Raw genomic sequence first — 25,085 nt, 5'->3', positions numbered from 1 at the left:
TAGTTCTTAGTTCTTAGTTCTTAGTTCTTATTATCCATAACACTTTAGCCGTAATACTCTAGATAGTTCACGTTGTGGCAAGGCGGCAAAGGAGGATGTCTTGGGGAGCATACACCAGTATGTGACCCAAGCAGCCGAGTGCAGCCAACACCGCCACAGCACAAACCATAAAATATCGATATCAATATTCAAAATAGTTCGGGTTGTGGCTAGGCGGCAAAAGAGGATGTCTTGGGGAGCATACACCAGTATGTGACCCAAGCAGCCGAGTGCAGCCAACACCGCCACAGCACAAACCATAAAATATCGATATCAATATTCAAAATAGTTCGGGTTGTGGCTAGGCGGCAAAAGAGGATGTCTTGGGGAGCATACACCAGTATGTGACCCAAGCAGCCGAGTGCAGCCAACACCGCCACAGCACGAAATATGAAGAATATTTAGCGTTCTTCGTGTTTGAGGCCCCCACTCAACACACACATCACCCCCATCAGATCTGCATGACGAATCGCAACCTTCGCCCTTGCATACACCTTTGGTTTCGCATGATATGCAATACCCAGCCCTGCTTTACGGATCATTTTCAGGTCATTTGCCCCGTCACCAATGGCAACAGTTTGCTCAATGGGAATTTCCAGTTTTTCCGCCAATTTAACCAAGGTTTGCGCTTTATATTTAGCATCTACAATTGGGCCTTTGACTTTGCCTGTTAACTTACCATTTTTGACTTCAAGTTGATTAGCAACCGCCGCCACAAGTTTCAATCGCTGTTGCAAGTTATTAGCAAAGAAAGTAAAACCACCGGATGCTATCGCAATGTGCCAATTCATCGCTTGTAACTTACGCACAAGGTTCGTTAAGCCCGGCATTAAAGGCAATGTTTCCATCACTTGGTCAAGAATAGCGACGTCGGCACCTTCAAGTAAGCTAACGCGTGCTCGTAAACTTTCCGTAAAATCGAGTTCCCCTAGCATGGCTCGCTCGGTCACTTCAGCAACCTGCTCTCCAACCCCTGCTAAGCGAGCAATTTCATCGATACATTCAATTTGAATCGCTGTCGAGTCCATATCCATCAGTAATAGGCCCGGTGAACGCAAACGTGGAATTTGCCCTAATGGCACGACATCTAATAAACATTCGTCAGCGAGTTTTTTAATTCGAGGTGTAATACTCCCAGCGATTCTGACCACTTGGTAGTCATCAATACGCCACGAAGAGACAATTACGATAGCGATCCCTAATCGCTGTTGGAAATTACTGATACGCGCTTTATCTAAGCCGCGGCCATATAATAACCACCCACTGTCCCCAGCACGATAATCCAATGGCATCACTTCTTCACCACTTAATGACAATGGCAACCCTGGCCATTTTTGGATTTCGTCGGGTAGATAACAATAGGTCAAGCTCGTTGACATGAAAATTAGCTCCTGTAATCGATATACTCGTCATACTTCAAGTTGTCTGGTTGTTGACTACGCTCAGCTAGCCGAATCACATACTTATGTATGCTCATCGGACTATCTTCGTTTGTCGCCTACATACAACTCGAATTATTTAGAGTGTAACTTTTTTATAATGATAAGTTGCGAGCAGCCGAACGAAGCCACTATACTAAATTTTAAGGCTTTGTGACCTTATGTATTTACTGTTAAAACTGAAGATAACCCCATATTCGCTAAAGTATAACGGCATCTTTATACTCAAAATAAGTCGAGAGCACCAATAAAGCAATGAAACTTACCTTTAGGCTCCACAAAACAGTCATTATCGTTATCTGCGTTGCGTTGGTAACTTTACTTATGCATGGTATTTCTTATTTAGGAAATAGCCAAAACCAAGGCAGAATTGAGCAATTTAAACAATTGACTTATGTTCTTGCTGAGCAAGTTGCTTTCAGCTTATCTGATTATATTGTTCCCGGCAGTAAAGATTTTAATTTAGAGCGAATTAATGCCAATTTAAATAACGTGGTGAAAGATAGGTATATTTTAGATGCCAGTATCTATACTGCCAGTGGCACACTGGTCACTCAAGTCGGTGAGCCGACAACGGTGAAAGAACGGCTGGCCATCGATGACAACTCCTCACTACAAAACTTTCAATACCAGCTTGTCGTTCCCATCCAAGGCACAAAAGAGCCAAAAGGCTATTTGCGTTTAACCATTGATACGGAGCTCCTAGCCGCTGAAATTCAACAAGCGGATAACAGCACCAATGTATTACGAATTTTTATTCTACTTGCCTTATGTATTGGCTTCGTTTTAGCAAATACATTACTGCGTTTAAAGAAAAAGAAAGGCCACAAACAAGCCCCTCCGCTCGTCGTTAATACAGAGGAAAATCAAGATGATAATGGAGATGACGACAGTAATGAAGATGGCAAGCAAGAGAGCAAAGGGACACCTGCTACTAAGCCAGCACGTTTGAAACGAAAGAAAGAACCTCGTCCTTATCGCCCTAAACGACCGACCCCAAAAAACAGACCAAATTCACCTGATAAATAGCCCTAAAAAGGGCTATTTAGTTGAATTTAAATAGACGTTGTATCGAACACGATTGGCGCAATAAACTCGACCCGGCCATCTACCAACAATGTTTCTGGCGGGGTAGGAAAAGGCGCAGCACGTGAAATTGTCGCCAACGCTTCTTTATCCAATATTTTCGTACCGGATGAATTCAATAAGCTGGCGGCAATCACTTCACCCCGGCTATCCAAAACCACTTTTATATGAGAGACCCCAGTTGAGCGGTAACGCAACGCTGCACGTGGATAGCGTTTGGTCTTGGCTATCCGCTGATGAACCTCACTTTGCCAGCCTTGGTGCCCACTCACTGCCGCAGACGCATTACTGGAGAAATTCGCACTGCTACTGGATTCACTCCCTGATGCAGGAGCGGAAGTCACCATCGATTCCTGCGTAGTTACAGGGGCTTCGTCGATCACTTTTTTCTCTTGTGGAATTGTCTTTTTCGGTGGTCGTTTTTTCTCACTGACTTTCGTCAATGTGCCATTATCTACGATCGCAGTTTCAGGCAATTTATCTACCTTTTCAACCACTTCAGGCAATGACTCTTCACGCGTCGTCATGTGTTGTTTAGGGGCATGATTAATTTCAGGCTCTGCCTGTTTTTCAAGCTGATAAACACCCAGCTGCAACGAAATTGCTGGTGGTAGTACTCCGGTCTTCGGAATTGAAGAAGTAAACCAGCCGATAAAAATGATTGCCAGTGTTCCATGGAAAAGACAACTTAAAACCAAACCGCCTAGTGGACGGAAAATCGGGCGCTCTAACTGACCCGTCATACTGCTCATATTCTGCCTCACGACTTTATTTTTTGCAGATTATAGGCATAATACAAACAAAAATGATATTCATTATTATTAGTAAAAACATAATTATTAAAACAACTTATTGATTTAAATAATAAAGTAATCTGAGCAGATTATTAATCAGCACAATTGTGCTCTTTTAAGACATTAACACCAGTAAAATGACTATTGATAAATCTCTTGCCCGTAAAATTAGCGGTGCGTATCAGTCAACATATAGCCAACTTGTGCGCTTTTTCCGCAATCGGCTAGATAACAGCAATGATGCTGATGATTTATCACAGGATGTGTTTACACTATGGCTAAACCGTAAAGAACAAACGCCTGTAAAAGAGAGCCGCGCTTATCTGTTTAAAATTGCGAATCATGTTTTGATTGACCATTGGCGACGTAACCAGCGCCAAACTAAATCAGAAACATCCATTGATGATGTTACTCATGAACCGCATTTTGAACAAAGCCAAGCTGATCCCAGTGAAATCTTGGAACATCAGCAACGCATCCAACGGCTAAGCGAAGCGCTTGAAACGTTACCACCCCGTCGACGAGAAGCATTTTTGCTGTATCGTTTTGATGGCTTATCTCAAAGTGAGATTGCTGAACGAATGGAAATTTCAATCAGTATGGTGGAAAAACATATTGCGGCGGCGCTTGTTCACTGTAAAAAACACCTTGATAATCAGGGCAATAATTCGTAATGACTCACGACTCTTTGCAAACATCAGATGATGAAAGCCGCATTGATGAAGAAGCCGCGCTGTGGTTTACCCGCATGCACAGCCAACGTATCAGCGCCCTTGAAACAGAGCAATTCAAACAATGGATTGCTGCATCACCTGAACATGCAAAAGCGTATGATGCCATTGCTGGACTATGGCGCGATTTTGATCACATGCCGCGCCCTGCTAGCACAATACTTCCCAAGGAAAAACGCCCTTTTTTTCGCTTATGGCGCCCTTTGGGCAATACTTTTGCAGCATTTTTTATTGCGGCTATTTTGTTTTTGCCATACAGCCACTTACCTTCGATGTTGCTCAATAATATGACCTTAGTGGCAACGGATACGCCTAAAGAAGTTACTTTACCTGATGGTTCCCAGCTGTTTCTTAACCGCAATACCCGTATTCATGTCGCCTATGAAACTCCAGTACGTAACCTGTATCTGGAACAGGGAAATGTTTATTTTAAAGTCAAATCCAACCCCTATCGGCCTTTTATAATTCAAGCTGATAACCGGCGTATTCAAGTGGTAGGAACCGAATTTGAAGTTAACAAAGTGGCTCAGCAAGTTGCTGTGAATGTCAGCCAAGGCATTGTCAGCTTTGAAGATGCCGCAAGCAAACAACCCGTTTTCCTACTTGCTGGTGACAGTGCAGTCAGTCAATCGCCGAACAGCCCAATCGCTCGCCAACACATCAACCCGCTAGATGTGGCTCGTTGGCGTTTTGGTGAATTAATTTTTGTCGATAAACCACTTTCAGAAGTCCTCGATGAACTTAAAAACTATTCATCGATAAATATCGAGCTTTCTCCCGCTCAATTAGCGAAGAGTAAAATCTCAGGTCGCATCAATACCCATCAGCCAGAACAGTTTTTTCAAGCCCTTCCTTCATTACTTCCGGTACAAGTCGTCTATCGAGATAAAAATAACGTATTGATTATTCAAAATAAAAAAAATAAATAAAAAATATTTTCATTTGCAGGTGAGGATAATTCTCATTTCACCCTCTTCTTAACTAGTCATCATTTTGCTGACCTATTTTCGCACACTTTTTGTGCAGCTTAAGAATAAGGGATAACCATGTCTATTCAGTTTACTCAAAGCCGATTAAGGCCGCTCGCCCTTGCTATTGCGGTGAGTAGCGCCATTGTTTGTCAGTCTGCATCAGCACAAGAACTCGCATTTTCACTACCAGAACAATCACTGGCGACCTCAGTGGCTGAAATTAGCCGCCAAGGCCAAATTCAATTGATTTATGATAAAGGTCAGTTAAATGGCTTACGAGCACCTGCCTTGTCTGGTAACTACTCCGCTCAAACTGCATTACAAAAAATACTCATCGGTAGCGGCTTAGAGTTAGTCAATGAAAATGGTGTTTTCGTTATTCGTCAGCAAAATTTAAGCCAAGGCACATTGGTATTACCGGAAACTCAAGTCTCTGGCGTTGTTCAGAATCACCCCGCAACAGATGTTATGTCAGCACCGCAATATGTGACGTCTGAAGAGATTAGCCAGAAAAATACCGGTGATGGCAATATTACGGATTTGATGAAAACTAACCCTGCTGTCCAATTTGCTAACAATGACAGTAACTCGATGAACCAAGGGGAAATCAAGCCTTCCCGCATCTCAATCCACGGTTCAAGCAGCTACCAAAACGCCTATCGCCTTGATGGAGTGAGCTTTAACAACGATTTTGACCCCGCAGACAGTGGTCTCGGTGAAACAGCGACCCGTCTGAGCAGTAGCGACCAAGGGATCTACATCGATAGCCGTCTGATCGACAGCATGACAGTGTATGACAATAACATTCCTGTCGAATTTGGTGGATTTACAGGGGGCACCGTTGAGGTGAACAGCCGACGCTGGCAAGGGGAAAATAGTGCTCACGCCTATTACCGCTTAACCCGCTCTGGTTGGAATAATTTGTTTCACGATTCATCGCAAGGGATTGATACGACTAAGAATGATACGGCAAATCCTGCTCGTTTCCAAAACCGCTATGATAAAAATGACTTTGGTGGCTGGTTTGAATTAGGAGTGAGTGAAAATTCAGGATTAGTTTTCTCCGCTTCACGTCGTAGTTCGACTATTCCGATGACAGCGACCGGAGGAACAGGCGTTACATTGAATAGTTCAGGGGAATTGGAAGAGATTTATTCGCCTGAAGGAACTCGTAAACAAAAAAGAGATTCGGATAATTTTTTCCTAAAATATTCAGCGGATTTATCGCCGCATAGCTCATTAGATCTATCTATCAATTATGCTAAATATAACAGTTATTTATTTGCTAGCTCTGTCTTAAATTCAGGCTATGACAGTACCCATGATGGACTTGGATTTACGGGTGTATTCAAACATGATTATGACATCGGTAAATTAGAGCTAACTGCCAGCACCCAAACATTAGAAGATGATAGAAAAAACGACCAACAAGATTATGTTGAACTTCTAGACTACAGCGATTGGAAAAATCCTCAATCACTGCGTAGTGGCGGGCAAGGTGACTTAACAACAAAACAAAATATTCATACTGCTAAAGCCATAATGCGTTTCAACCCAATAGAAGATGGTTTCGGTATTACACACCAACCCACATTAGGTTCTGAGGTTTCTTATACCAAGGGGACTTATAAGCGCGATAAAGATTACTATCGCTATCGTTTCATCGGCACAGCAGACAATATTCAATGGATTGGTTCCGCCGATCATATCACTCGCTTCCAATCTGGTACACACTCGGCTGATTACACCAGCTATGCAATTTTTTTAGATGACAATTTACAGTATGGCAAATTAAACCTACGCCCAGGGATTCGCCTTGACCGTGATGATTTCGTTAATCGTACCAATATCGCCCCTCGTATCACTGGGACTTATGATGTTTTTGGTAATAATGAAACCTTACTAATTGCAGGGGCTAACCGCTACTACGGCCGCTCAATGCTTACCTATGCGTTGTATGGTGCTCAAAATGCAGGAATGCAAAACTGTTATATGTTCTGTGGAATTGATCCTAACACCAATGAATGGACTGATGAACGTGATTATGAGGGTGTTGATTCACTTAAAACCCCCTATAACGATGAGTTAACGCTTGCCTTACAACAAGAAGTAATGTCAACCACATGGCGTCTACAATATGTACACCGTGAAGGTTATGACGAAGTCAGAACTCGTACTAAATACAATTCAACGGATGCCAATAAACGTAGCATTCGTATGTATGATAATGGTGGTCGTAGTTCTCACGATACAGTGACATTATCCGTAAAAAATAGTCAACCGTGGGAATGGTCACAAGCCTCTCACGTGATGAATGCCTCCTTTACTTGGCAGCAAAGTGAAAGTAATACGCCAAAAGATTCAGGCTATAATTCATTCGACCCAGCCAATAAAGTTAACCTCAACAAAGTTTGGTATGACGGCAAAGTGATCGATGCATCCAAGCTACCATCTACTAGTTTCAACTCCCCCATTAAACTTAATTTAGAGCTAACCAGTGTTTGGGATGATTACGATGTCACTTGGTATAACCGTCTGCAATGGTGGGGTGCTCGTGACCAAGCCGTTCGTTATGACAATGACTATTATACCGATCCTGAAGTGGGACAAATTCGTAAATACAGCAAACAAAAATTTGCTAGTAAATATACGTGGGATACTCGCCTAGGCTGGAAGCCTGATTTCGCCTACGGTTTCGGTTTCTCTGTAGAAGTAAATAACGTATTGAATAATAAAAACATTACTGACCGATTTATGTTCGATAACCGAGTTATTAACTCTTACGACCCGGGCCGTCAGTTCTGGTTACAAGTCAATTACGACCTGTAATTCCCAGCAATGTGAGCAATAAAACTCGTTAAACAATTAAAACAACAAATGAATAAAACGTCATGAAGACACTGAAACAATTTTTCTATTTAGTAAAACCTTTTTGGGGGCAGCGTGCTGCCCTTTTGTGCTGGATACTGCTGTTTGCCTCACTGGGGCTTACGCTGTCATCCGTCTGGTTCAACGTCAAAATGAACATGTGGAACGGCGACTTTTATAACGCCCTACAAAAACTCGACGGCCAAGCCCTATATGGACTGTTACAGTACTTTGTGATCTTAGTTAGTGGGCTAATTTTTGTCGTCGTCATGGGTAACTACCTAAAACAAATGCTGATTATCCGTTGGCGTAAAGGCATGACTGAGCAAGTACTTGGCCGTTGGTTATCCCCCAACAGTAAACATTACCTGTTAAGGCTGACATCACAAGAACCGGATAACCCAGACCAACGTATTGCCGAAGATATTCGTTTACTAATTGAATCAACATTAAATTTAGTGGTGACATTCCTTCACTCAATGCTAACGCTGATTTCATTTGCCGCCATTCTTTGGACGCTTTCCGGTAGCCTGTCGTTTAATTTTGCCGATAGCGACTGGACCATCCCCGGGTATATGTTCTGGGCTTGTATTATTTATACCCTCATTGGTATTGCACTTACCCAATGGATAGGTTTTCCGCTACGCCGTTTGCATATGGATAAGCAGCGCCGCGAAGCGGATTACCGTAGCTCGCTAATTAATTGCCGCCAACACGGTGATGCCATCGCAGGGCAACGCGGTGAAACTCAAGATAGAAAAGAACTGATGGGGCGCTTTGGTGAAATTATCAGCAACTGGAACCGCCTTATTCGCTGTGAAAGAAATTTATCTTTTTATACAGTGGGTTACCAACAAGTTACCGCTTTAGCACCTGTATTACTCGCACTGCCTAAATTCCTTGCGGGTGAAATCATGTTAGGTGGCTTAATGCAATTGCGCCAAGCCTTTACCAGTGTTGCGACTTCACTCGGTTGGTTTATTTTTGCCTATAAAGAAATCGCCGCATGGCAAGCCACGGTCTCCCGTTTATACAACTTTGTGGTTTTATTGGAAAACGATAACAAAGCTGTGGTTACTATCGACGAAAAATCGCCACCTCTGGTGGCTAAGTTATCCATTTCTACCGCAGACAACCGCTGTTTAATTAATTCCGTGAATATCACCGCCAAACAAGGTGAATTAACCTTGATTAGTGGCCGTTCTGGCATTGGAAAATCCACCTTATTACGTACGCTAAGTGGGCATTGGCCTTTCTTCAACGGGACTATCAGCCGAACAGAAAAAGTCATGTGGATCCCACAGCGCCTCTATTTACCCATTAGTCGGCTTGATAGCTTATTGGCTTATCCCAAAGCGGCGTCCCAATTCAGCCAACGAGATTTTCAATATGCCTTGACGTTAGTCGGTTTAGAAAAACTGCATCATCAATTAGCACTCGAAACCGATTGGAATAACCGTTTATCTGGCGGAGAACAGCAGCGCATTATGTTTGCGCGTTTATTACTCAACCGGCCAAAACTGCTTTTATTAGACGAAACGACCTCAGCCCTTGATGAAACTAGCGCACTAGAGCTGCTCGCTTTATTGAAAGCTGAATTACATGATAGCGCCATTGTTTTGGTTAGCCATCAGAGCTTCGTGACTCAATTTGCGGAACAACACATATTGCTCGTGGAGCCTACGAGTGAAAAATCCTTAAATACAGGAACGCCTGAATATGCTTCATAAAATTACCTTCGCAGCATTGATGAGTATTCTGCTCGGTGGCTGCGCAGGCAGCACATCGGTGAGCAAAAATTCGACCTCACTATTGCCTGTGCGCGGTGACCTTCAACACTACCAACTCGACAATGGGCTGCAAGTTTACCTTCTGCAACGTAATCAACCTGGAGTTGAACTGCGTTTATTGGTCAGTAGCGGCTCATTACAAGAAAATGAACAGCAGCTTGGCCTCGCACACTTTACTGAACATATGGCGTTTAAAGGCACCAAACATTTTCCGGGAACCACGGGGTTCAAACAGCTGGAACACCAAGGGCTTAAACTCGGTAGCCATGTGAATGCCATTACGAGTTTAAATTCCACGCTATATAAATTGTCACTCCCCGAAGCCACGACCGCACAAGTCGCCACAGGCTTACAAGTGATGGCCGATTGGGCATCAAATATGACCTTTGACCAAGAAGCCTTCGAAAAAGAGCGCCCTGTGATTGTCGAAGAGTGGCGCCTACGCCAAGGGATGGGCTATCGCATCAATGACAGCTTAGAAAAATTACGTTACCACGGTAGCCGTTACGTCGATCGCAACCCAATTGGCTCATTAGATGTGGTACGCAATGCTCCGATTGAGCAAGCGAAAGACTATTATCAAACATGGTATCAGCCTCAGCGAATGTCACTATTAATTATTGGTGATTTCAATAGCTCATCAGTACGCAATCAGGTTAATAATTTATTTGCGCTCCCTAAACCTGAAAAAGTGGCAAAAGATGACCCTCAGTGGAAGCAATTTACTAGCACAACCAATATGTTAGTCCAAGGTGTGTTTGATAAAGAGCAAGGGGCGCGTTATGTGCAATTTGCTTTACAAAAGGATGTTAGCGCACCGCTAAATACCCGTTTAGGGCAGTCGGAAGATTTACTGGATAACCTCTGGTTAGCTATTTTAAACCAACGTTTCTCCGTTATGGTGGATAACGGCATTTTGCCGTCGATTAGCATCAATGAACAAGGGGCAATGTTAGATAACCAGCGCTTACAACAGTTGATGATCATCCACCCGAAAGGTAATGATTACCAAGGTGCAACTGAGATTTTATTTACAGAATTACAACGCCTTGCTACTGAGCCGGTTACCCAAGAAGAACTTGATTCTGCAAAGCAAGCGATGTTGAAAAAATTCAGCCTGCAAGCCGCTTCAGAGCAACGTTATAGTAATGAATATTTAGCAGGGCAACTGACGACGGCGCTTGAATACGACATGCCAATGTGGAATAAGCGCCAACAGTTAGATAACAGCTACCAGTTAATGAAATCCGTTAAGCCGCAGGACTTACAACAGCATGTCGCTAAATTCCTACAAACCGCTTCCCCGCGTTTAGCATTAATTGGGCCTGATACTGATGCCCCTACTATTGATAAATCGGCATTTAATCAGCAATGGCTTAAAATACGCCAAAGCACACCAGGGCCATTTACGCTGCGCTCCAAAGCCATTCAACTGCAATTACCCCAATCCATAAAAGGCAGTATTGTTGATCAATCTAAGCTGCCCGTTGAAAAAACGGAACATTGGACTTTGAGTAATGGCATTCAGGTAATTGTTAAAACAGATAAAAACCTGAAAGATGATATTCAATTTAACTTGCAATTACCGGGTGGCCGTTCGTTAGAAACACAACAAACGGCAGGTTTAACGGATTGGGCGTTGAAACTTCCTGAAAGCAGCGGTTATGGAAATTACAGCGCGCGCGATCTGGCTCTGCTGGCAAAGCAAAACCAAATTAGCGTTCGCCCATACAGCGAATTGCTCACACATGGTTTTCGCGGAAAAGCCCCTGTCGATAACCTCGAAACGGCGCTACAGTTACTCAATTTAAAACTCACCGCTCCGCAATTTAGTGGTGAAAAATTAGAGCAACAAAAACAATCTTTTACTTTAAACTTATCCAAAACTCCCGTAGAACGCACTTTCCTTGATAATATTAATCGGGAAAGCTATACCCACGGTGAATTTTTGGTGATTAACCCACAGGGCAGCTGGCAGCAATTTACGGCTCAGCAGTTGCAGCAAGCTAACCGCCAATTACTCACCTCAACAGCAGATATGACACTGGTCATTACAGGTGCAATGAATAGCCGTGAGCTAAAACCATTGTTAGAGCAATGGGTTGCATCATTACCACAAAGTAACCAAAAACTGGTATCTCGCGACCAAGGGATCATGCCAAAAATGGCGAGTTTTAATAAAACTTATCCTATCAGCAGCAGCGATAAGAGCATGGTGAGTATTCAGTTCGCGTCACCTGCTGTCTGGAACCAGCAAGACAGCTTAGCGATTCAATTAATTGATACCATTGTGAGCCAACGCTTACGTGGTGAACTACGTGAGAAAGCGAGTGGTATTTATGCGCTTGGCTTTTCACAGATGCTCGCGAAGAAACCGCAACCTTATTATCTTGCTCGGTTAAATTTCACCACCTCACCTGAGCGTGCTGAAGAAATGACGCAAATCGCCCAAAAAACGATTGGACAAATTCGTCAAACAGGTGTGAGTGAAAAAGAGCTAACCGAAGCGAAAAATATTTGGCTAACAGAGAACTCACAAGTGACGGATAGTTCAAGCTATTGGACTGAGGCTCTAGCGCAGATTGCCAGCGATGATGGGCAATATCAGCGTTTAAACCAAGAGCAAGATATTATTCGCCAGTTAACGGTTGAAGATATTAACCGCTTGGCTCGTCAATACTTAGGGCAAAATTCAAAAGTATTTATGATGACGCCTTGATATGAGTAAAAATTAGCCCGTAAATACAACGGGCTAATTTGTCTATTTTCACATAAATAAAATTAACCATTAATTTTTGGAAAATAGCCTTCGTATATTATTAATCATTCGACTGAATACATGTGAAACTATTTTTTTTAAACTCATATCCTTTATTAACTCTTCTGGATCTCTATTTTTTTCAGGTTCCAATAACTCTATCTTACTTGCAACACTGAATTTTTCATTTCCCTTCAATTCTTTCACTCTATCCATTGAATAAACGTTTATGAAATTATTAACCTTATCAGCAATGTTTTTATGAGTATAACGTGATACTTTTCGTATTAACTCGGATGAAGACTCAAAAATATCTTCAATTGGTTCTTTTTTCAAGTAATCTATAATTGCCATTTTAAATTCATTGTATTTACGTGGTGTAATATCCTGTAATGAACTCACGGAATTTATGGCACACCAGATTCGGTCCATCGGAACTTTATTTTCTCTAATATATAATTCATTTCTGTCTAAAAATTTATTGATAATATTATTTATTTTTTCACAAACCAATTTATTGTCGTATTTTTTTAGTATTTTCTGTGCATCGAACATTTCTTTTTCAAATAGATAGGGGGTTTCACTTGACTTTAATTTATTAAATCTCGCCTTAATTTTAGACTCAATCAAGCTTAATGACTTATCCGAGATTCCATTAAAAGGCACTTTAATTTTAATCGCTTCCTCTATCGTATGACTAGCAAGGATTTTTTGAAACTTAGGTTCTTTTTCACTTGAACTCGGCTGGTTTAATTGATTTTTTCTTATTGAAAGTTCATTTATAAAACCACTTACCTTCTCATCAACCACTTCATTCCCCAGTTTAGCAACCACATTTTCACAATGTTTCATCTTTTTTATAATTACATCATCTGTAGCATTACCCTCTAGTGGCGTAGTTTTTTTTATTGAACCATTAGGTAAATCAGAGTTATGGTCAAATCTGGTGTACGAGCATCAGGCGGTTTTCCTGTCTGACTGCTCCATTACTTGTTCGCCGTCTTGGAATTTAACGTTATTGACCACGAGGGTTAGCAGTTGAAATCCTTTCAGGCGGTTCCAGCGCTTCTGCGCTGATTGCAGCAATTTATAAACCATTGCTAGGGTTGTGTTTCTTGAACCGCAGTTGCGGGTTTTGCTGGTTCTTAAACGTACTGTAGCGAAGGCAGATTCAATTGGGTTGGTGGTGCGTATACTCACCCAATGTTCTGCTGGAAAATCGTAGAAAGCCAACATGCTCTCACGGTCTTTAGCTAAGCATTCCATTGCGCGTGGGTACTTAGCAGTAAACCTTTCCAGCGCTATATCAAAGGCTTTATGAGCCTTCTCACGCGTCTCTGCCATCCAGATATCATGCAGTGCTTCTTTTACTTTGGGTTGCACTGCCTTGGGCAGTTTGTTGAGCACATTGGCCGTCTTATGCACCCAGCAACGTTGCTGTTTGGTCTGCGGGTATACTTTGCTCAGAGCCTTCCAGAAGCCCAGAGCGCCGTCAGCTGTTGCCAGCTTTGGGCAGGTCGTAAGCCCACGCGCAACCAGGCCATTCAGCAGCTCAAGCCAGCTGGCTTCGGACTCGCGATAGCCTTCTTCAACAGCAATCAGTTCCTTGCGGCCATGCTCTGTCACGCCCATCACCACCAGCAAGCACAAACGGTCATCGAGGCGGACGTTGCTGTAAATACCGTCAACCCAAAGGTACGCGTAGCGCTTGTCACTCAAATCGCGCTGTCGCCACTCTCGGTGCTCATCAATCCAGCGTTCCTTGAGCCTGGAAATGGTGTTAGCTGACAGACCTTTGGCATTCTCACCCAGCAAGGCTGCAAGGGCTTCTTGGTAGTCTCCAGTGGAAATACCTTTGAGATACAGCCACGGTAATAACTCTTCAACGCTGCGGGCACGCTTGAGGTATGGCGGTAGCAGTGCGCTGGTAAAACGAATACCAGAGCCGCTACGATCACGCACTTTTGGCACCTTGATATCAACATCGCCAATGCCCGTTTGGATGCTGCGCTCAGGCAAATAGCCGTTACGCACCACAGCTTTGCGGCCATCGGGTAAACGCAGTTCTTCATGAGCTTGCAGCAGTTGCTGCAGCTCTACTTCAACTGCTTGCGCAATGAGCTGACGAGCACCATTACGCAATAAAGCAGTTAGCACATCAGTGCCAGTTTCATCTGGTTGTGAAAGAACATTCAGGGTAATATTTGTCATGGCGTATCGCTCTACTGTTAATTATTTCTTGGAGGAAACAATCAACAGGATACGCCACCCTCTTTTCCCCTCATACACCACAAATGACTATAGCTCGGTAAATCACCACTACATGACTTTTGAATAACCTTTTTATCAAGAGTATCTTTTTTTTGCTCTATTTTGATTTTTCCAGTAGAAAGTGATTGATTAGGAGGTAGAGAAAAATAATTTTTACTTGCTTCGATACCTTTATTAAAATACTTATTAATTTTATACTTCGCTTTTCCGTTAGCCTTATTTACTTTACCCCATGCCTCTGTTATTTCCTTCATTCCATCAGCATTCGTACTATTCTTTAAACTAACTATTTTATCTATTATCAGATGGCTAGATCCCTCATAGAAGCTATGTTTGTTGATAATGTTATCTACCATATCACTCAGTGAAATTGATGGGTCCGTTTGCTTTGTAACATGATCATGATGTCTTAGGGCTTTAAAGATCTTCATGTTAGGTTTCCTATTTTAGGTAAGACACACAAAAATAATATATAAGCCAATAAGCTTTCGATATCAGATAGCGATTTCCTCAATAATTTTTAAATACAATCAGTAAAATTTAGTGCTACTACTCGATTTATATGACTTTGCTAAGTTGACATAATATGTTTTTGATGTGATTAATATATTCTAGAAACGACAATGATGAGTAAAGTAATGAATAACATAACCATCCGCAGAGCAACGCTGGACGATGTGCCTGCAATAACTAAAATGCACGCTGATTATTCGGCGTATGCCAACACCTTACAATTGCCATACCCAACAGAAAAAACCTGGGAAGCTCGCCTCGGGGAAAATGATCCACCCGTCACTCAGTTTGTTGCCACCATTGGTGAGGAAGTCGTGGGTTTGCTAGTTATCAGCCAACCTAGTCAAGTGCGCCGTCGCCATGTCGCTACTTTCGGAATTACCGTTAGTGAAGCCCACCAAGGCAAAGGCATTGGCTCACAACTGATGCAAGTGATGGTGGATTACTGTGACAACTGGCTGAATGTCCATCGCATAGAGCTAGAAGTATTCGCAGCAAATGGCAGTGGCATTGGGCTGTATGAAAAGTTTGGCTTCGAGCTAGAAGGCCGCATGAAAGATTATGCATTTCGTGATGGGCAATATGTTGATGCCGTGATGATGAGCCGGATAAAAAGTTAGTCTTAAAACGCCCAGCGCAGTTGCCAGCATAGTGGTGCTACCCTAAAGTAATACCCATCTTATCCACTTAATTTAAGGTAGCCCATGAAAACGCAAAATCATTTCACTGAGATGCAAAATAAGGCAAACCTACAACAAGATTTTCCCCTTACTATCAAACAAAGCTCTGATGCCAAATGGAAAGAAAAAAATAGAACAAACATTGATAGCTTTAACGAATTTGAACAACAAGCAGGGCTATTTACTGATGATAATGAGTATGGGGTGATTTAATGCCTCAATATGCTGTTTATCGTAATAAATCAATCAGGTCGAAAGACCAATATCCTTATCTTATTGATATCCAAAATGACCTACTGAGTGACTATCACTCACGTGTTATCATGCCTATATCGCCATTATTGCATAACAATTCACAAGTTAAGGCTCTAACCCCTGTGGTTTATATTAATGGTATTCACCATGTAATTATCACTAAATCCATAACCACTATTTCCATTAATAAACTTAAACCACGTGACCTCGTCTGTATCATCCCGAATGTTCATGCAAAAATTATTTCGGCTGTTGACATGATCATTTCGGGGATTTAGAACTTTTATTTCACAAAAAATGCCACGCTATACGTGGCATTTAAAAAATCATATCTGTATTGAGTTAACGACTATTTGTCACCTAGCAACACTGAATCCAATGCAATCTCAATCATTTCATTGAACGTGGTTTGACGTTCTTCTGACGTTGTTTGTTCGCCAGTTTTAATATGGTCAGAAACAGTACAAATCGTTAACGCACGTGCGCCAAACTCAGCAGCAACACCATAAATACCCGCAGCTTCCATTTCAACACCCAAAATGCCGTATTTTTCCATCACTTTAAACATATCAGGATCTGGTGAGTAGAATAGGTCTGCTGAGAACAGGTTACCCACACGTACATTCACGTTTCTTGCTTTTGCCGCTTCAACTGCATTATGGACTAAGTCATAGTCCGCAATCGCTGCAAAATCATTTTCTTTAAAGCGTTGACGGTTAACGCGTGAATCAGTACAAGCACCCATACCGATCACAACATCACGCAATTTTACATCATCCATTACTGCGCCACATGAACCAACACGAATAATCACTTTTACACCGAAATCAGTGATCAGTTCTTTCGCGTAAATGGAGCATGAAGGGATCCCCATACCGTGGCCCATTACCGAAATTTTACGGCCTTTATAAGTCCCTGTAAAACCTAACATGCCACGCACATTATTGACTTGGCGAACATCCTGAAGGAAAGTTTCAGCGATGTATTTTGCACGTAATGGGTCGCCTGGCATCAGAACGACATCAGCGAAATCACCCATTTCTGCATTAATATGTGGAGTTGCCATGATTATTTCCCTTTAAACGATTAAATATTTTCAAATGAATAAGGTGGCTTCCCACCTTATTATTAATAATCTGTATCTTACTGGCCTAAGCAATTTGAATCGTAGCCAACGAACTACAGCTAGCTTATTACCCTTCAATAGCTCGCTCACTACCTTTCATACTTACCTATTACCCTAAATAATTTGAGTTGTAGCTAGGCGGCAAAGAAAATCATCCCTATGAGCATACATCAGTATGTGATTAGGGTAGTTTTGTGCAGCCAACACCACTCTACAACTTAAAGTATGACGACAAAGCTTTGCTCATTACCTTTAATTCCCCGCCATTACCCTAAATAATTTGAGTTGTAGCTAGGCGGCAAAGAAAATCATCCCTATGAGCATACATCAGTATGTGATTAGGGGGATTTTATGCAGCCAACACCGCTACAGCTCAAAGTATGACGGGTAATGGGTGTTAGAGCATTGGTTTACCATAATCCATCGGCGACAAATCAAAGTATTTCGCGACAGTCTGGCCAATATCTGCGAAAGTTTCACGGTGACCTAATGAACCTGGTTTCACTTTTGGACCATAAATCAACACTGGGATGTGCTCACGGGTATGGTCTGTACCTGGCCAGGTTGGGTCACAACCGTGGTCTGCCGTTAAAATTAGGATGTCGTCTTCTTTAACTAATTTCATTAGTTCAGGTAAACGGCGGTCAAATAATTCTAATGCCGCAGCATAACCTGCCACATCACGGCGGTGGCCATATGCGGAGTCAAAGTCCACAAAGTTAGTGAAAACGATGGTGTTGTCACCCGCTAGTTTCATTTCTTCTACCGTTGCATCGAATAGCGCATCGATACCAGTGGCTTTAATTTTCTTGGTGATACCGACATGAGCGTAAATATCCGCAATTTTACCGATAGAAACAACTTCACCTTGTTTTTCATCAACTAATTTTTTCAATACGGTTGGTGCTGGTGGCTCTACCGCTAAGTCATGACGGTTACCTGTACGTGTGAAGTTACCCGCTTTGTCGCCAACAAATGGACGCGCGATAACACGGCCAATGTTATAACCACCTTTGGTTAACTCTTCACGCGCAATTTCACACAGCTCATACAGTTTATCTAAGCCGTAAGTTTCTTCGTGACACGCAATTTGGAATACTGAGTCAGCAGAGGTATAGAAAATAGGTTTCCCTGTTTTCATGTGCTCTTCACCCAGTTGATCGAGGATAACTGTACCGGATGAATGGCAGTTACCTAAATAGCCCGGCAAGTTTGCTTTTTCGACTAAAGTATCCAGCAGTTCTTGCGGGAAGCTGTTTTCTTCATCAGAGAAATAACCCCAATCGAATAACACAGGAACACCTGCGATTTCCCAGTGGCCTGATGGCGTATCTTTGCCTGAAGAAATTTCGCTCGCATAACCATACGCACCAATAATTTCTGCATTAGGGTCAAGACCTGCAGGGAATGAACCGCTTGATTCTTCTCCTGCTTTACCTAAACCTAATTTTGTTAAATTAGGTAAATGCAGAGGCCCTTTACGACCAATATCCGCTTCGCCACGGGCGCAAGCATCTGCGATGTGACCCAATGTATTGGAACCTTCATCACCAAATTTATGTGCATCATGTGCTGCACCGATCCCAAAGGAATCCAAAACCATAATAAATGTGCGTTTCATATTTTTCTCCTGCGGTATTTTTAAAACGATATACCACTAAAATCTATTTGTATTACTCGCTGATTTGGCGATAAACCATTGGTGTTGTTTCAGGAGATTTGTCTCCAATCACCATCGCTTCACGCACTTCTTTCGCCGCTTCTTCCCAAGCTTTTTCACTATTTGCATGGATAATTGCCAGTGGCGTTTGGGTATCCACTTTGGCGCCTAACGCAGCGATATCACTCAAACCAACGCTATAATCAATTGGGTCTGTCGCTTTACGGCGACCACCGCCTAACGTCACTACGGACATTCCCAGCGCACGTGTATCCATTTGCGTGATAATGCCATCTTTTGGTGCATAAACGGCTTTGCTCAGTACCGCAGTCGGCAGGTATTTGTTGTAATTTTCAACAAAATCAGCAGGCCCTTTTTGAGCTGCTACCATACGGCCAAACACTTCTGCCGCTTTACCATTGTCTAATACTGCCTGTAATTTTTGGCGTGCTTCTTCGCGGTTTGCTGCTAATGAACCAGATACCAGCATTTCTACACATAACGCCATGGTGACTTCATAAAGACGTGGGTTACGGTATTCACCCGTTAAGAATTGAACCGCTTCACGAACTTCAACTGCGTTACCTGCGCTGGAAGCTAGCACTTCATTCATGTCAGTCAATAATGCCGTAGTTTTACAACCCGCCCCATTGGCTACTTTAACAATAGACTCTGCTAGCTGTTCTGACTTCTCATACGTTGGCATAAATGCACCAGAGCCGACTTTAACGTCCATCACTAGAGCATCAAGGCCTTCAGCCAGTTTTTTGCCTAAAATTGAAGCGGTAATTAGCGGAATTGAATCCACTGTCGCTGTAATATCACGGGTCGCATAGAAACGTTTATCGGCAGGTGCTAATGAATTAGTTTGCCCAATAATTGCCACCCCGACATCTTTGATAATGTCACGGAAACGAACGTCATCCGGGAAGATATCGAAATTAGGGATCGCTTCAAGCTTGTCTAGTGTTCCACCAGTGTGGCCTAAACCACGGCCTGAGATCATCGGTACATAACCGCCACAAGCAGCGACCATAGGGCCAAGCATCAGTGAAGTCACATCCCCCACACCGCCAGTTGAATGTTTATCAACTAATGGGCCATTGAGATTGAGTGATTTCCAGTTCAGAACGGTTCCTGAATCACGCATTGCTAACGTTAATGCAACGCGCTCAGGCATGGTCATATCATTAAAATAGATAGTCATTGCCAATGCAGCAATTTGACCTTCTGAAACTGAGTTATCGCGAACACCATTGATAAAGAAACGAATTTCTTCTTCGCTTAATGGCTTACCATCACGTTTTTTACGGATAATTTCTTGTGCCAGAAACACAATATTCTCCTTTAAAGTCGAATTTATCGGCTAACAATATTGCGAAAATTAATAACTGCTGCTTGATTTTTTAACGTCAAAACCTAGCGTATTTAATAAATTTGCTAATAGGCTAGAAGCACCAAAACGGAAGTGGCGGCTATCTGCCCAATTGTCACCTAAAATTCGTCCCGCTAACGCTAAGTATTCTGCTGCTTCTTCTGCGGTACGTACACCACCAGCAGGTTTAAAGCCGACTGTTTTTTCAACGCCCATATCACGGATGACTTGCATCATGATTTCCGCGCTTTCTAATGTTGCATTAACAGGTACTTTACCTGTCGAAGTTTTAATAAAATCAGCGCCCGCTTTAATTGAAATTTCAGAAGCCTTACGGATTAGTGCTGCATCTTTTAACTCACCTGTCTCAATGATTACTTTCAGCAACACATTCGCAGCCGCACAAGCGTCTTTACAGGCTTTCACTAAATCAAAACCAATTTGTTCATTACCCGCAATCAGCGCACGATAAGGGAAAACAACATCAACTTCATCCGCACCGTAAGCAATTGCTGCTTTGGTTTCAGCTAATGCGATATCAATATCATCGTTACCGTGTGGGAAATTCGTAACCGTTGCAATACGCACATCTGGAGTGCCTTGCTCACGTAATGTTTTACGTGCAATGGGAATAAAACGAGGGTAAATACAGATTGCAGCGGTATTGCCTGCTGGGCTTTTCGCCTGATGACACAGTGCGATGACTTTCGCATCAGTATCGTCATCATTTAAAGTGGTTAAATCCATAAGTGACAGCGCGCGTTGTGCGGCCGCTTTTAAATCAGTCATATAACTCTCCAACGTTGTTAATTCTTCAGAACGACACGTTCTTTGTTGGCGAGCGGGCTTGGTTCCTTAAAGATGCTAGTCGGATTCTTTCCGAACTGAGCAGCTGAGATCCTTCTCACCGCATCATGCCCTAGAGTCCTAGACTCTGAGAACTAGCAGTTCCATAGCAGCTTACTAATGCCTATTTGACCATGGAATGATGCCATTTTATGTGCTACAAATCACATTAATCGACTGAATGTTACATTATTAAAATAAAAAATGTGATATAGATCAAATTATACCATCTATCGCCATCAATTCTTCTCTCAAATGGCTTTTTCAATATTTTCTGTATCATTAATTGACTAAGTTAAGAATAGTTGAAAATTTACGATTGATATAAAAAGTCATAAAAGAATATAACGAATCAAAATGAAAACGGAAGGATTAATCCCCTTCCGTTTAATTGGATTAGTTGATAGCAAATATAAATTAAATTACGGCTGCTGCGCCTAACGTTAAGAAAAAGCCAGCAATGGTTGCACTCATTAAGTTAGACAGGGTACCAGCCATAACCGCTTTCATACCTAAACGAGCGACATCACCACGGCGATTTGGCGCCATTCCGCCTAAACCACCGAGTAAGATAGCGACGGATGAAAGGTTAGCAAAACCACATAATGCAAACGAAATAATTGCTTTAGTATGGTCGGAAAGCACTTGTTTGCCTGCCGCCAGTACTTCAGCATCCGCTTTCATGTATTCACCGAAGTTCATGAATGCAACAAATTCGTTCACAACAATTTTTTGACCGATGAAAGAACCAGCAACTGTCGCTTCACTCCACGGCACACCAATTAAGAAGGCAATCGGAGCGAATAACCAACCTAATAATAATTCCAGTGATAATTGTGGATAATCAAACCAGCCACCAATACCACCTAAGATGCCATTGATCAATGCAATCAAAGCAATAAAGGCCAATAACATTGCCCCCACGTTCAGCGCTAGTTGCATCCCTGATGATGCCCCAGAAGCAGCCGCATCAATAATATTGGCAGGGCGTTCATCTTCAGCGACTAAATCTGTCGCATCAACCCTATCTTTTACATCTTCTGTTTCTGGAACCATCAGTTTGGCGAATAATAAACCACCTGGAGCGGCCATAAAGGAGGCAGCAATCAGGTATTCCATTGGTACACCCATTTGGGCGTAGCCCGCTAAAACTGAACCTGCTACAGAAGCTAAACCACCACACATAATGGCAAATAGCTCTGATGTCGTCATTGTTGCAATATAAGGGCGAACAACCAATGGTGCTTCCGTTTGCCCAACAAAGATATTTGCTGTTGCAGATAACGATTCTGTTCTTGAGGTTCCCAATATTTTTTGCAGACCACCACCAAGAACTTTAATCACTAACTGCATGATCCCTAAATAATAAAGGACAGCAATTAATGATGAGAAGAAAACAATAATTGGTAAAACGCGGAAAGCGAAAATAAAGCCACCGCCACCAAACAGTTCAAACATTTTATCGGAAACAAGGCCGCCAAAGATGAAGCTCATCCCATCTTGACCATATCCAATAACTTTAGAAACCGCGTCAGACATCCCTTGGAGCACACTACGCCCCGCTGGAACATAAAGAACAAATGCACCAATGGCTAATTGAATTAAAAATGCGCCGCCAACTGTGCGTAGTCTAATTGCTCGGCGATTGCTGGAAAATAGAATAGCTATCGCGATAAGTACCGCCATTCCGATAATACTCATAATGAGCTGCATGGAAGGATCCCTGTTCACTTTATTTTAGGTTGATATATAAGGAAACGTGTAAGTCACCTTGACTCTTAATTTGATGATTATACCTAGTCATCACCAATAACCCGCAATACTCATCACAAATACATACTGCAATAAACAACAAAAATTCACATAATGTGACAAAAGTCACAAAAACTATTCAGTTTAATCTGTAAAGGCACTAAAGTCCCAATTAAGCACAATAAAAACTAAATAGATTTTAATAGCCAATTAGTGAAATTATATAAATATTATTTATGATTCTGTATGCGATTTTACTTGGTGAGATTAAATAACGACAAACTATTGTTGTAAAGTTGTTGGGCTATTTCTGCAGGGGATTCGTGGCGAAGCTCACATAATGAACGAAAAACCCACTCAATACGTTCAGGACGATTTGGTTCGCCTTGAAAACCTGAAACTGGCATATCAGGGGCATCCGTTTCGAATAATAATGAAGTCAAAGGGAGTTGCGACATCACATGGCGAGTTTTATTCGCTCTGTCATAAGTAATTGTGCCACCAACACCAATATAATAGCCAAGTTTAACAAAGGCTTGGGCTTGAGATAGACTGCCGGCAAAACCATGCACAACGCCACGAGCTGGGACATCAAAACGACGTAGCATCGCAGCTAATGGGTCATGGCTTTTACGTGAATGTAAAATAACTGGTAAATCAAACTGTTTCGCTAACTTTAATTGTGCGGACAACACCACTTGCTGGCGCTCAAATTGCGGGTTTTGCATATAGAGGTCAAGCCCAATCTCCCCTATCGCCACACACTTTTTATTCTTTTTAGCTAGATAATCAGTCAATATATCAATATGTTGCTCTTGAAACTGACTCAAATATAACGGATGAAACCCCATAGCGGCATGCAACTGCGGGTACTGCTGTGCCAGTTGCCAAACTCGTGCAAAATTATCCATACTCACTGTAGGAATGATAATATCACTCACCCCACTTTGTTGAGCAAGCTGCAAACTTTCAGTGAAGGAATCACTAAAAGGTGGGAAATCAAAATGGCAATGAGTATCAATAAATTGACGTTTAGCCATCACGATTTTCATTTGCGGATATTGCGGCCAAAGGCATTGAGGTAACAGGCTCCGCCGCCAATTCAGGAATGAGCTCATTCGGTACTTGTGGCTCAAACTGAATATCTAATGGGTTAGACTCAATTTTCTGTGCCAAAGTATGGCTAAAGCGATTTGTGTTGTGGTCAAAGGCATCACCCAGTGCTGCAATAAAATAGCGACCACACCGGCGCCCCGTATGGTAATCTTGATTAAGCGAAGATACCTTACTACCCAGCGCACTACTTTTCAGTGGAACAGGTGGATAAATCTCAAAGACCTGTACATCTTTTGGTGGGTTTTCAATAAATTCTTGTGTTCTACGGTAGCTTTTCAGATGAACTTTTAGCATCGCGGCCATACGTTGTAGGCCATTTTTATCCCCTTCCAGCCACCGAGTCATTCTTTTCACCCATTCAGGGGTAAAATACATTTGGGAAGGAACGGTACGGATCACCACAATAGTCTCTGCACCGCGGCGGTATGCCTCTTCAACTGGGATAGCAGCACTAATGCCACCATCTTGGTAAAGCGTGCCATCAAATTCGACACCTTCACGATAAAAGCCCGGAATAGCGCTGGATGCACGAATAATATCGAGCCAGTTGTCTGCGTCAGGCTTTAGAAAAGCAGCGGAAAAATCATCACTGCGGCTTGCTCCCATATAGAATTCACGACCTGAATTTAATAAATCGAGCCCTGCTTGTATACGTAATGGGAATTCTTTTGCTGTGGTGTCGACGAGCCAATCTAAATCAATCAGATGACCGCCGCGGATAAAGCGCAGTGGATTGAAAAATGCCGAATTAGTCGTATAACGCGTGATCACACGGCGTGCATAACCTGCTTGCCCACAAATATACGCAGAAAGATTTTGAGCCCCAGCTGAAGTGCCTATCATCAGGTCAAAAGGGTTGAAATCAGAGATAAGAAACTCATCCAGTACACCCGCAGTAAAAATTCCTCGTTGACCGCCACCTTCACAAATCAGGGCAGTTTTTCCCGAGTTGATATTATCAAAGAATGCAAGCGGCTCAATCGTGCCAAGTGTAACTGAAACGTGTTTTCCCATA

General features: G+C 42.4%; 21 protein-coding genes. 9 read left to right on the top strand and 12 right to left on the bottom strand.

The genetic code is table 11. From position 1 onward, the window contains the following. Positions 1–440: 440 nt before the first annotated feature. Complete coding sequence (gene serB / locus M1F25_RS03240) at positions 441–1,418, bottom strand: phosphoserine phosphatase (protein ID WP_112307945.1); 978 nt, start codon at positions 1,416–1,418, stop codon at positions 441–443. 315 nt (positions 1,419–1,733) lie between these two features. Here serB and M1F25_RS03235 point away from each other — a divergent pair, with 315 nt between their 5' ends. After that, positions 1,734–2,507, top strand: a complete 774-nt coding sequence (locus tag M1F25_RS03235) for an AhpA/YtjB family protein (RefSeq protein ID WP_004905710.1) — start codon at positions 1,734–1,736, stop codon at positions 2,505–2,507. 26 nt (positions 2,508–2,533) lie between these two features. Here the strand turns inward: M1F25_RS03235 and M1F25_RS03230 are convergent, their stop codons facing one another. Beyond that, positions 2,534–3,316: an energy transducer TonB gene (locus M1F25_RS03230; protein ID WP_094962738.1), complete on the bottom strand. Its 783-nt coding sequence runs from the start codon at positions 3,314–3,316 to the stop codon at positions 2,534–2,536. Positions 3,317–3,495: 179 nt separating this feature from the next. On the opposite strand from M1F25_RS03230, the gene M1F25_RS03225 reads away from it, so the two are divergent. The 5 genes from M1F25_RS03225 to M1F25_RS03205 all read left to right on the top strand — a co-directional run bounded on the left by M1F25_RS03225 (position 3,496) and on the right by M1F25_RS03205 (position 12,437). Beyond that, a complete protein-coding gene (locus M1F25_RS03225) occupies positions 3,496–4,032 on the top strand; it encodes an RNA polymerase sigma factor (protein ID WP_096864546.1) in 537 nt (178 codons plus the stop codon). Then, the gene (locus tag M1F25_RS03220) at positions 4,032–5,018 is read left to right on the top strand and encodes a FecR family protein (RefSeq protein ID WP_094962736.1); all 987 of its coding nucleotides are present in this window, start codon (positions 4,032–4,034) and stop codon (positions 5,016–5,018) included. Before M1F25_RS03225 ends, M1F25_RS03220 begins: the two co-directional genes overlap by 1 nt. A gap of 117 nt (positions 5,019–5,135) precedes the next feature. Continuing rightward, positions 5,136–7,889: a secretin and TonB N-terminal domain-containing protein gene (locus tag M1F25_RS03215; RefSeq protein WP_181489278.1), complete on the top strand. Its 2,754-nt coding sequence runs from the start codon at positions 5,136–5,138 to the stop codon at positions 7,887–7,889. Between the two features lie 62 nt (positions 7,890–7,951). After that, positions 7,952–9,658: an ABC transporter ATP-binding protein/permease gene (locus M1F25_RS03210; protein WP_181489276.1), complete on the top strand. Its 1,707-nt coding sequence runs from the start codon at positions 7,952–7,954 to the stop codon at positions 9,656–9,658. Continuing rightward, positions 9,648–12,437, top strand: coding sequence for a M16 family metallopeptidase (locus M1F25_RS03205; RefSeq protein ID WP_181489274.1), 2,790 nt, complete (start codon positions 9,648–9,650; stop codon positions 12,435–12,437). Before M1F25_RS03210 ends, M1F25_RS03205 begins: the two co-directional genes overlap by 11 nt. A 69-nt stretch (positions 12,438–12,506) precedes the next feature. On the opposite strand, the gene M1F25_RS03200 is transcribed toward M1F25_RS03205, so the two are convergent. The 3 genes from M1F25_RS03200 to M1F25_RS03190 all read right to left on the bottom strand — a co-directional run bounded on the left by M1F25_RS03200 (position 12,507) and on the right by M1F25_RS03190 (position 15,178). Further along, positions 12,507–13,310 (bottom strand): hypothetical protein, encoded by an 804-nt coding sequence (locus M1F25_RS03200; protein ID WP_181489272.1) that lies wholly within the window; start codon positions 13,308–13,310, stop codon positions 12,507–12,509. A 123-nt stretch (positions 13,311–13,433) separates the two neighbouring features. Next, positions 13,434–14,687 carry an IS256 family transposase gene (locus M1F25_RS03195; protein WP_135536280.1) on the bottom strand — a complete coding sequence of 418 codons (1,254 nt, stop codon included), beginning with the start codon at positions 14,685–14,687 and terminating at the stop codon, positions 13,434–13,436. Positions 14,688–14,728: 41 nt separating this feature from the next. Next, complete coding sequence (locus tag M1F25_RS03190; protein WP_181489270.1) at positions 14,729–15,178, bottom strand: hypothetical protein; 450 nt, start codon at positions 15,176–15,178, stop codon at positions 14,729–14,731. Between the two features lie 207 nt (positions 15,179–15,385). Between M1F25_RS03190 and M1F25_RS03185 the strand changes: the two genes are divergently transcribed. The 3 genes from M1F25_RS03185 to M1F25_RS03175 all read left to right on the top strand — a co-directional run bounded on the left by M1F25_RS03185 (position 15,386) and on the right by M1F25_RS03175 (position 16,473). Beyond that, complete coding sequence (locus tag M1F25_RS03185) at positions 15,386–15,880, top strand: GNAT family N-acetyltransferase (protein WP_181489268.1); 495 nt, start codon at positions 15,386–15,388, stop codon at positions 15,878–15,880. An 84-nt stretch (positions 15,881–15,964) separates the two neighbouring features. After that, a complete protein-coding gene (locus tag M1F25_RS03180) occupies positions 15,965–16,153 on the top strand; it encodes a type II toxin-antitoxin system CcdA family antitoxin (protein ID WP_094962730.1) in 189 nt (62 codons plus the stop codon). After that, positions 16,153–16,473 carry a CcdB family protein gene (locus tag M1F25_RS03175; RefSeq protein ID WP_112307951.1) on the top strand — a complete coding sequence of 107 codons (321 nt, stop codon included), beginning with the start codon at positions 16,153–16,155 and terminating at the stop codon, positions 16,471–16,473. The genes M1F25_RS03180 and M1F25_RS03175 overlap by 1 nt, the downstream gene beginning before the upstream one ends. A gap of 71 nt (positions 16,474–16,544) precedes the next feature. Here the strand turns inward: M1F25_RS03175 and deoD are convergent, their stop codons facing one another. The 7 genes from deoD to M1F25_RS03140 all read right to left on the bottom strand — a co-directional run bounded on the left by deoD (position 16,545) and on the right by M1F25_RS03140 (position 25,084). Continuing rightward, positions 16,545–17,261 carry a purine-nucleoside phosphorylase gene (gene deoD, locus M1F25_RS03170; RefSeq protein ID WP_004914779.1) on the bottom strand — a complete coding sequence of 239 codons (717 nt, stop codon included), beginning with the start codon at positions 17,259–17,261 and terminating at the stop codon, positions 16,545–16,547. A gap of 457 nt (positions 17,262–17,718) precedes the next feature. Next, the gene (deoB, locus tag M1F25_RS03165; protein ID WP_004905728.1) at positions 17,719–18,942 is read right to left on the bottom strand and encodes a phosphopentomutase; all 1,224 of its coding nucleotides are present in this window, start codon (positions 18,940–18,942) and stop codon (positions 17,719–17,721) included. Between the two features lie 52 nt (positions 18,943–18,994). Beyond that, on the bottom strand, positions 18,995–20,317 hold the full coding sequence (deoA, locus tag M1F25_RS03160; protein ID WP_181489266.1) for a thymidine phosphorylase: 1,323 nt from the start codon (positions 20,315–20,317) through the stop codon (positions 18,995–18,997). 48 nt (positions 20,318–20,365) lie between these two features. After that, a complete protein-coding gene (gene deoC, locus M1F25_RS03155; protein WP_094962728.1) occupies positions 20,366–21,145 on the bottom strand; it encodes a deoxyribose-phosphate aldolase in 780 nt (259 codons plus the stop codon). 474 nt (positions 21,146–21,619) lie between these two features. Next, positions 21,620–22,903, bottom strand: a complete 1,284-nt coding sequence (locus tag M1F25_RS03150; protein ID WP_180359527.1) for a NupC/NupG family nucleoside CNT transporter — start codon at positions 22,901–22,903, stop codon at positions 21,620–21,622. Between the two features lie 305 nt (positions 22,904–23,208). After that, complete coding sequence (locus tag M1F25_RS03145; RefSeq protein WP_036958567.1) at positions 23,209–23,994, bottom strand: TatD family hydrolase; 786 nt, start codon at positions 23,992–23,994, stop codon at positions 23,209–23,211. Then, positions 23,987–25,084: a patatin family protein gene (locus M1F25_RS03140; RefSeq protein ID WP_094962726.1), complete on the bottom strand. Its 1,098-nt coding sequence runs from the start codon at positions 25,082–25,084 to the stop codon at positions 23,987–23,989. Before M1F25_RS03140 ends, M1F25_RS03145 begins: the two co-directional genes overlap by 8 nt. Position 25,085: the final 1 nt, after the last annotated feature.

Origin of the sequence: Providencia sp. PROV109 (assembly GCF_033681625.1) — a bacterium.
GTDB lineage: Bacteria > Pseudomonadota > Gammaproteobacteria > Enterobacterales > Enterobacteriaceae > Providencia > Providencia hangzhouensis.
Note: the sequence above shows the minus strand (reverse complement) of the source record. Positions and strands in the feature narration are given on the sequence as shown.

Bases quoted from the DNA above. Each gene is read 5' to 3' on its own strand.
- M1F25_RS03235 (WP_004905710.1), top strand. From the start codon at position 1,734: ATGAAACTTACCTTTAGGCTCCACAAAACAGTCATTATCGTTATCTGC.
- M1F25_RS03190 (WP_181489270.1), bottom strand. From the start codon at position 15,178: ATGAAGATCTTTAAAGCCCTAAGACATCATGATCATGTTACAAAGCAA.
- M1F25_RS03220 (WP_094962736.1), top strand. From the start codon at position 4,032: ATGACTCACGACTCTTTGCAAACATCAGATGATGAAAGCCGCATTGAT.
- M1F25_RS03195 (WP_135536280.1), bottom strand. From the start codon at position 14,687: ATGACAAATATTACCCTGAATGTTCTTTCACAACCAGATGAAACTGGC.
- M1F25_RS03210 (WP_181489276.1), top strand. From the start codon at position 7,952: ATGAAGACACTGAAACAATTTTTCTATTTAGTAAAACCTTTTTGGGGG.
- M1F25_RS03150 (WP_180359527.1), bottom strand. From the start codon at position 22,903: ATGAGTATTATCGGAATGGCGGTACTTATCGCGATAGCTATTCTATTT.
- M1F25_RS03180 (WP_094962730.1), top strand. From the start codon at position 15,965: ATGAAAACGCAAAATCATTTCACTGAGATGCAAAATAAGGCAAACCTA.
- deoC (WP_094962728.1), bottom strand. From the start codon at position 21,145: ATGACTGATTTAAAAGCGGCCGCACAACGCGCGCTGTCACTTATGGAT.
- M1F25_RS03225 (WP_096864546.1), top strand. From the start codon at position 3,496: ATGACTATTGATAAATCTCTTGCCCGTAAAATTAGCGGTGCGTATCAG.
- M1F25_RS03215 (WP_181489278.1), top strand. From the start codon at position 5,136: ATGTCTATTCAGTTTACTCAAAGCCGATTAAGGCCGCTCGCCCTTGCT.
- M1F25_RS03175 (WP_112307951.1), top strand. From the start codon at position 16,153: ATGCCTCAATATGCTGTTTATCGTAATAAATCAATCAGGTCGAAAGAC.
- M1F25_RS03205 (WP_181489274.1), top strand. From the start codon at position 9,648: ATGCTTCATAAAATTACCTTCGCAGCATTGATGAGTATTCTGCTCGGT.
- M1F25_RS03140 (WP_094962726.1), bottom strand. From the start codon at position 25,084: ATGGGAAAACACGTTTCAGTTACACTTGGCACGATTGAGCCGCTTGCA.
- serB (WP_112307945.1), bottom strand. From the start codon at position 1,418: ATGTCAACGAGCTTGACCTATTGTTATCTACCCGACGAAATCCAAAAA.
- deoB (WP_004905728.1), bottom strand. From the start codon at position 18,942: ATGAAACGCACATTTATTATGGTTTTGGATTCCTTTGGGATCGGTGCA.
- M1F25_RS03185 (WP_181489268.1), top strand. From the start codon at position 15,386: ATGAATAACATAACCATCCGCAGAGCAACGCTGGACGATGTGCCTGCA.
- M1F25_RS03230 (WP_094962738.1), bottom strand. From the start codon at position 3,316: ATGAGCAGTATGACGGGTCAGTTAGAGCGCCCGATTTTCCGTCCACTA.
- deoD (WP_004914779.1), bottom strand. From the start codon at position 17,261: ATGGCAACTCCACATATTAATGCAGAAATGGGTGATTTCGCTGATGTC.
- M1F25_RS03145 (WP_036958567.1), bottom strand. From the start codon at position 23,994: ATGGCTAAACGTCAATTTATTGATACTCATTGCCATTTTGATTTCCCA.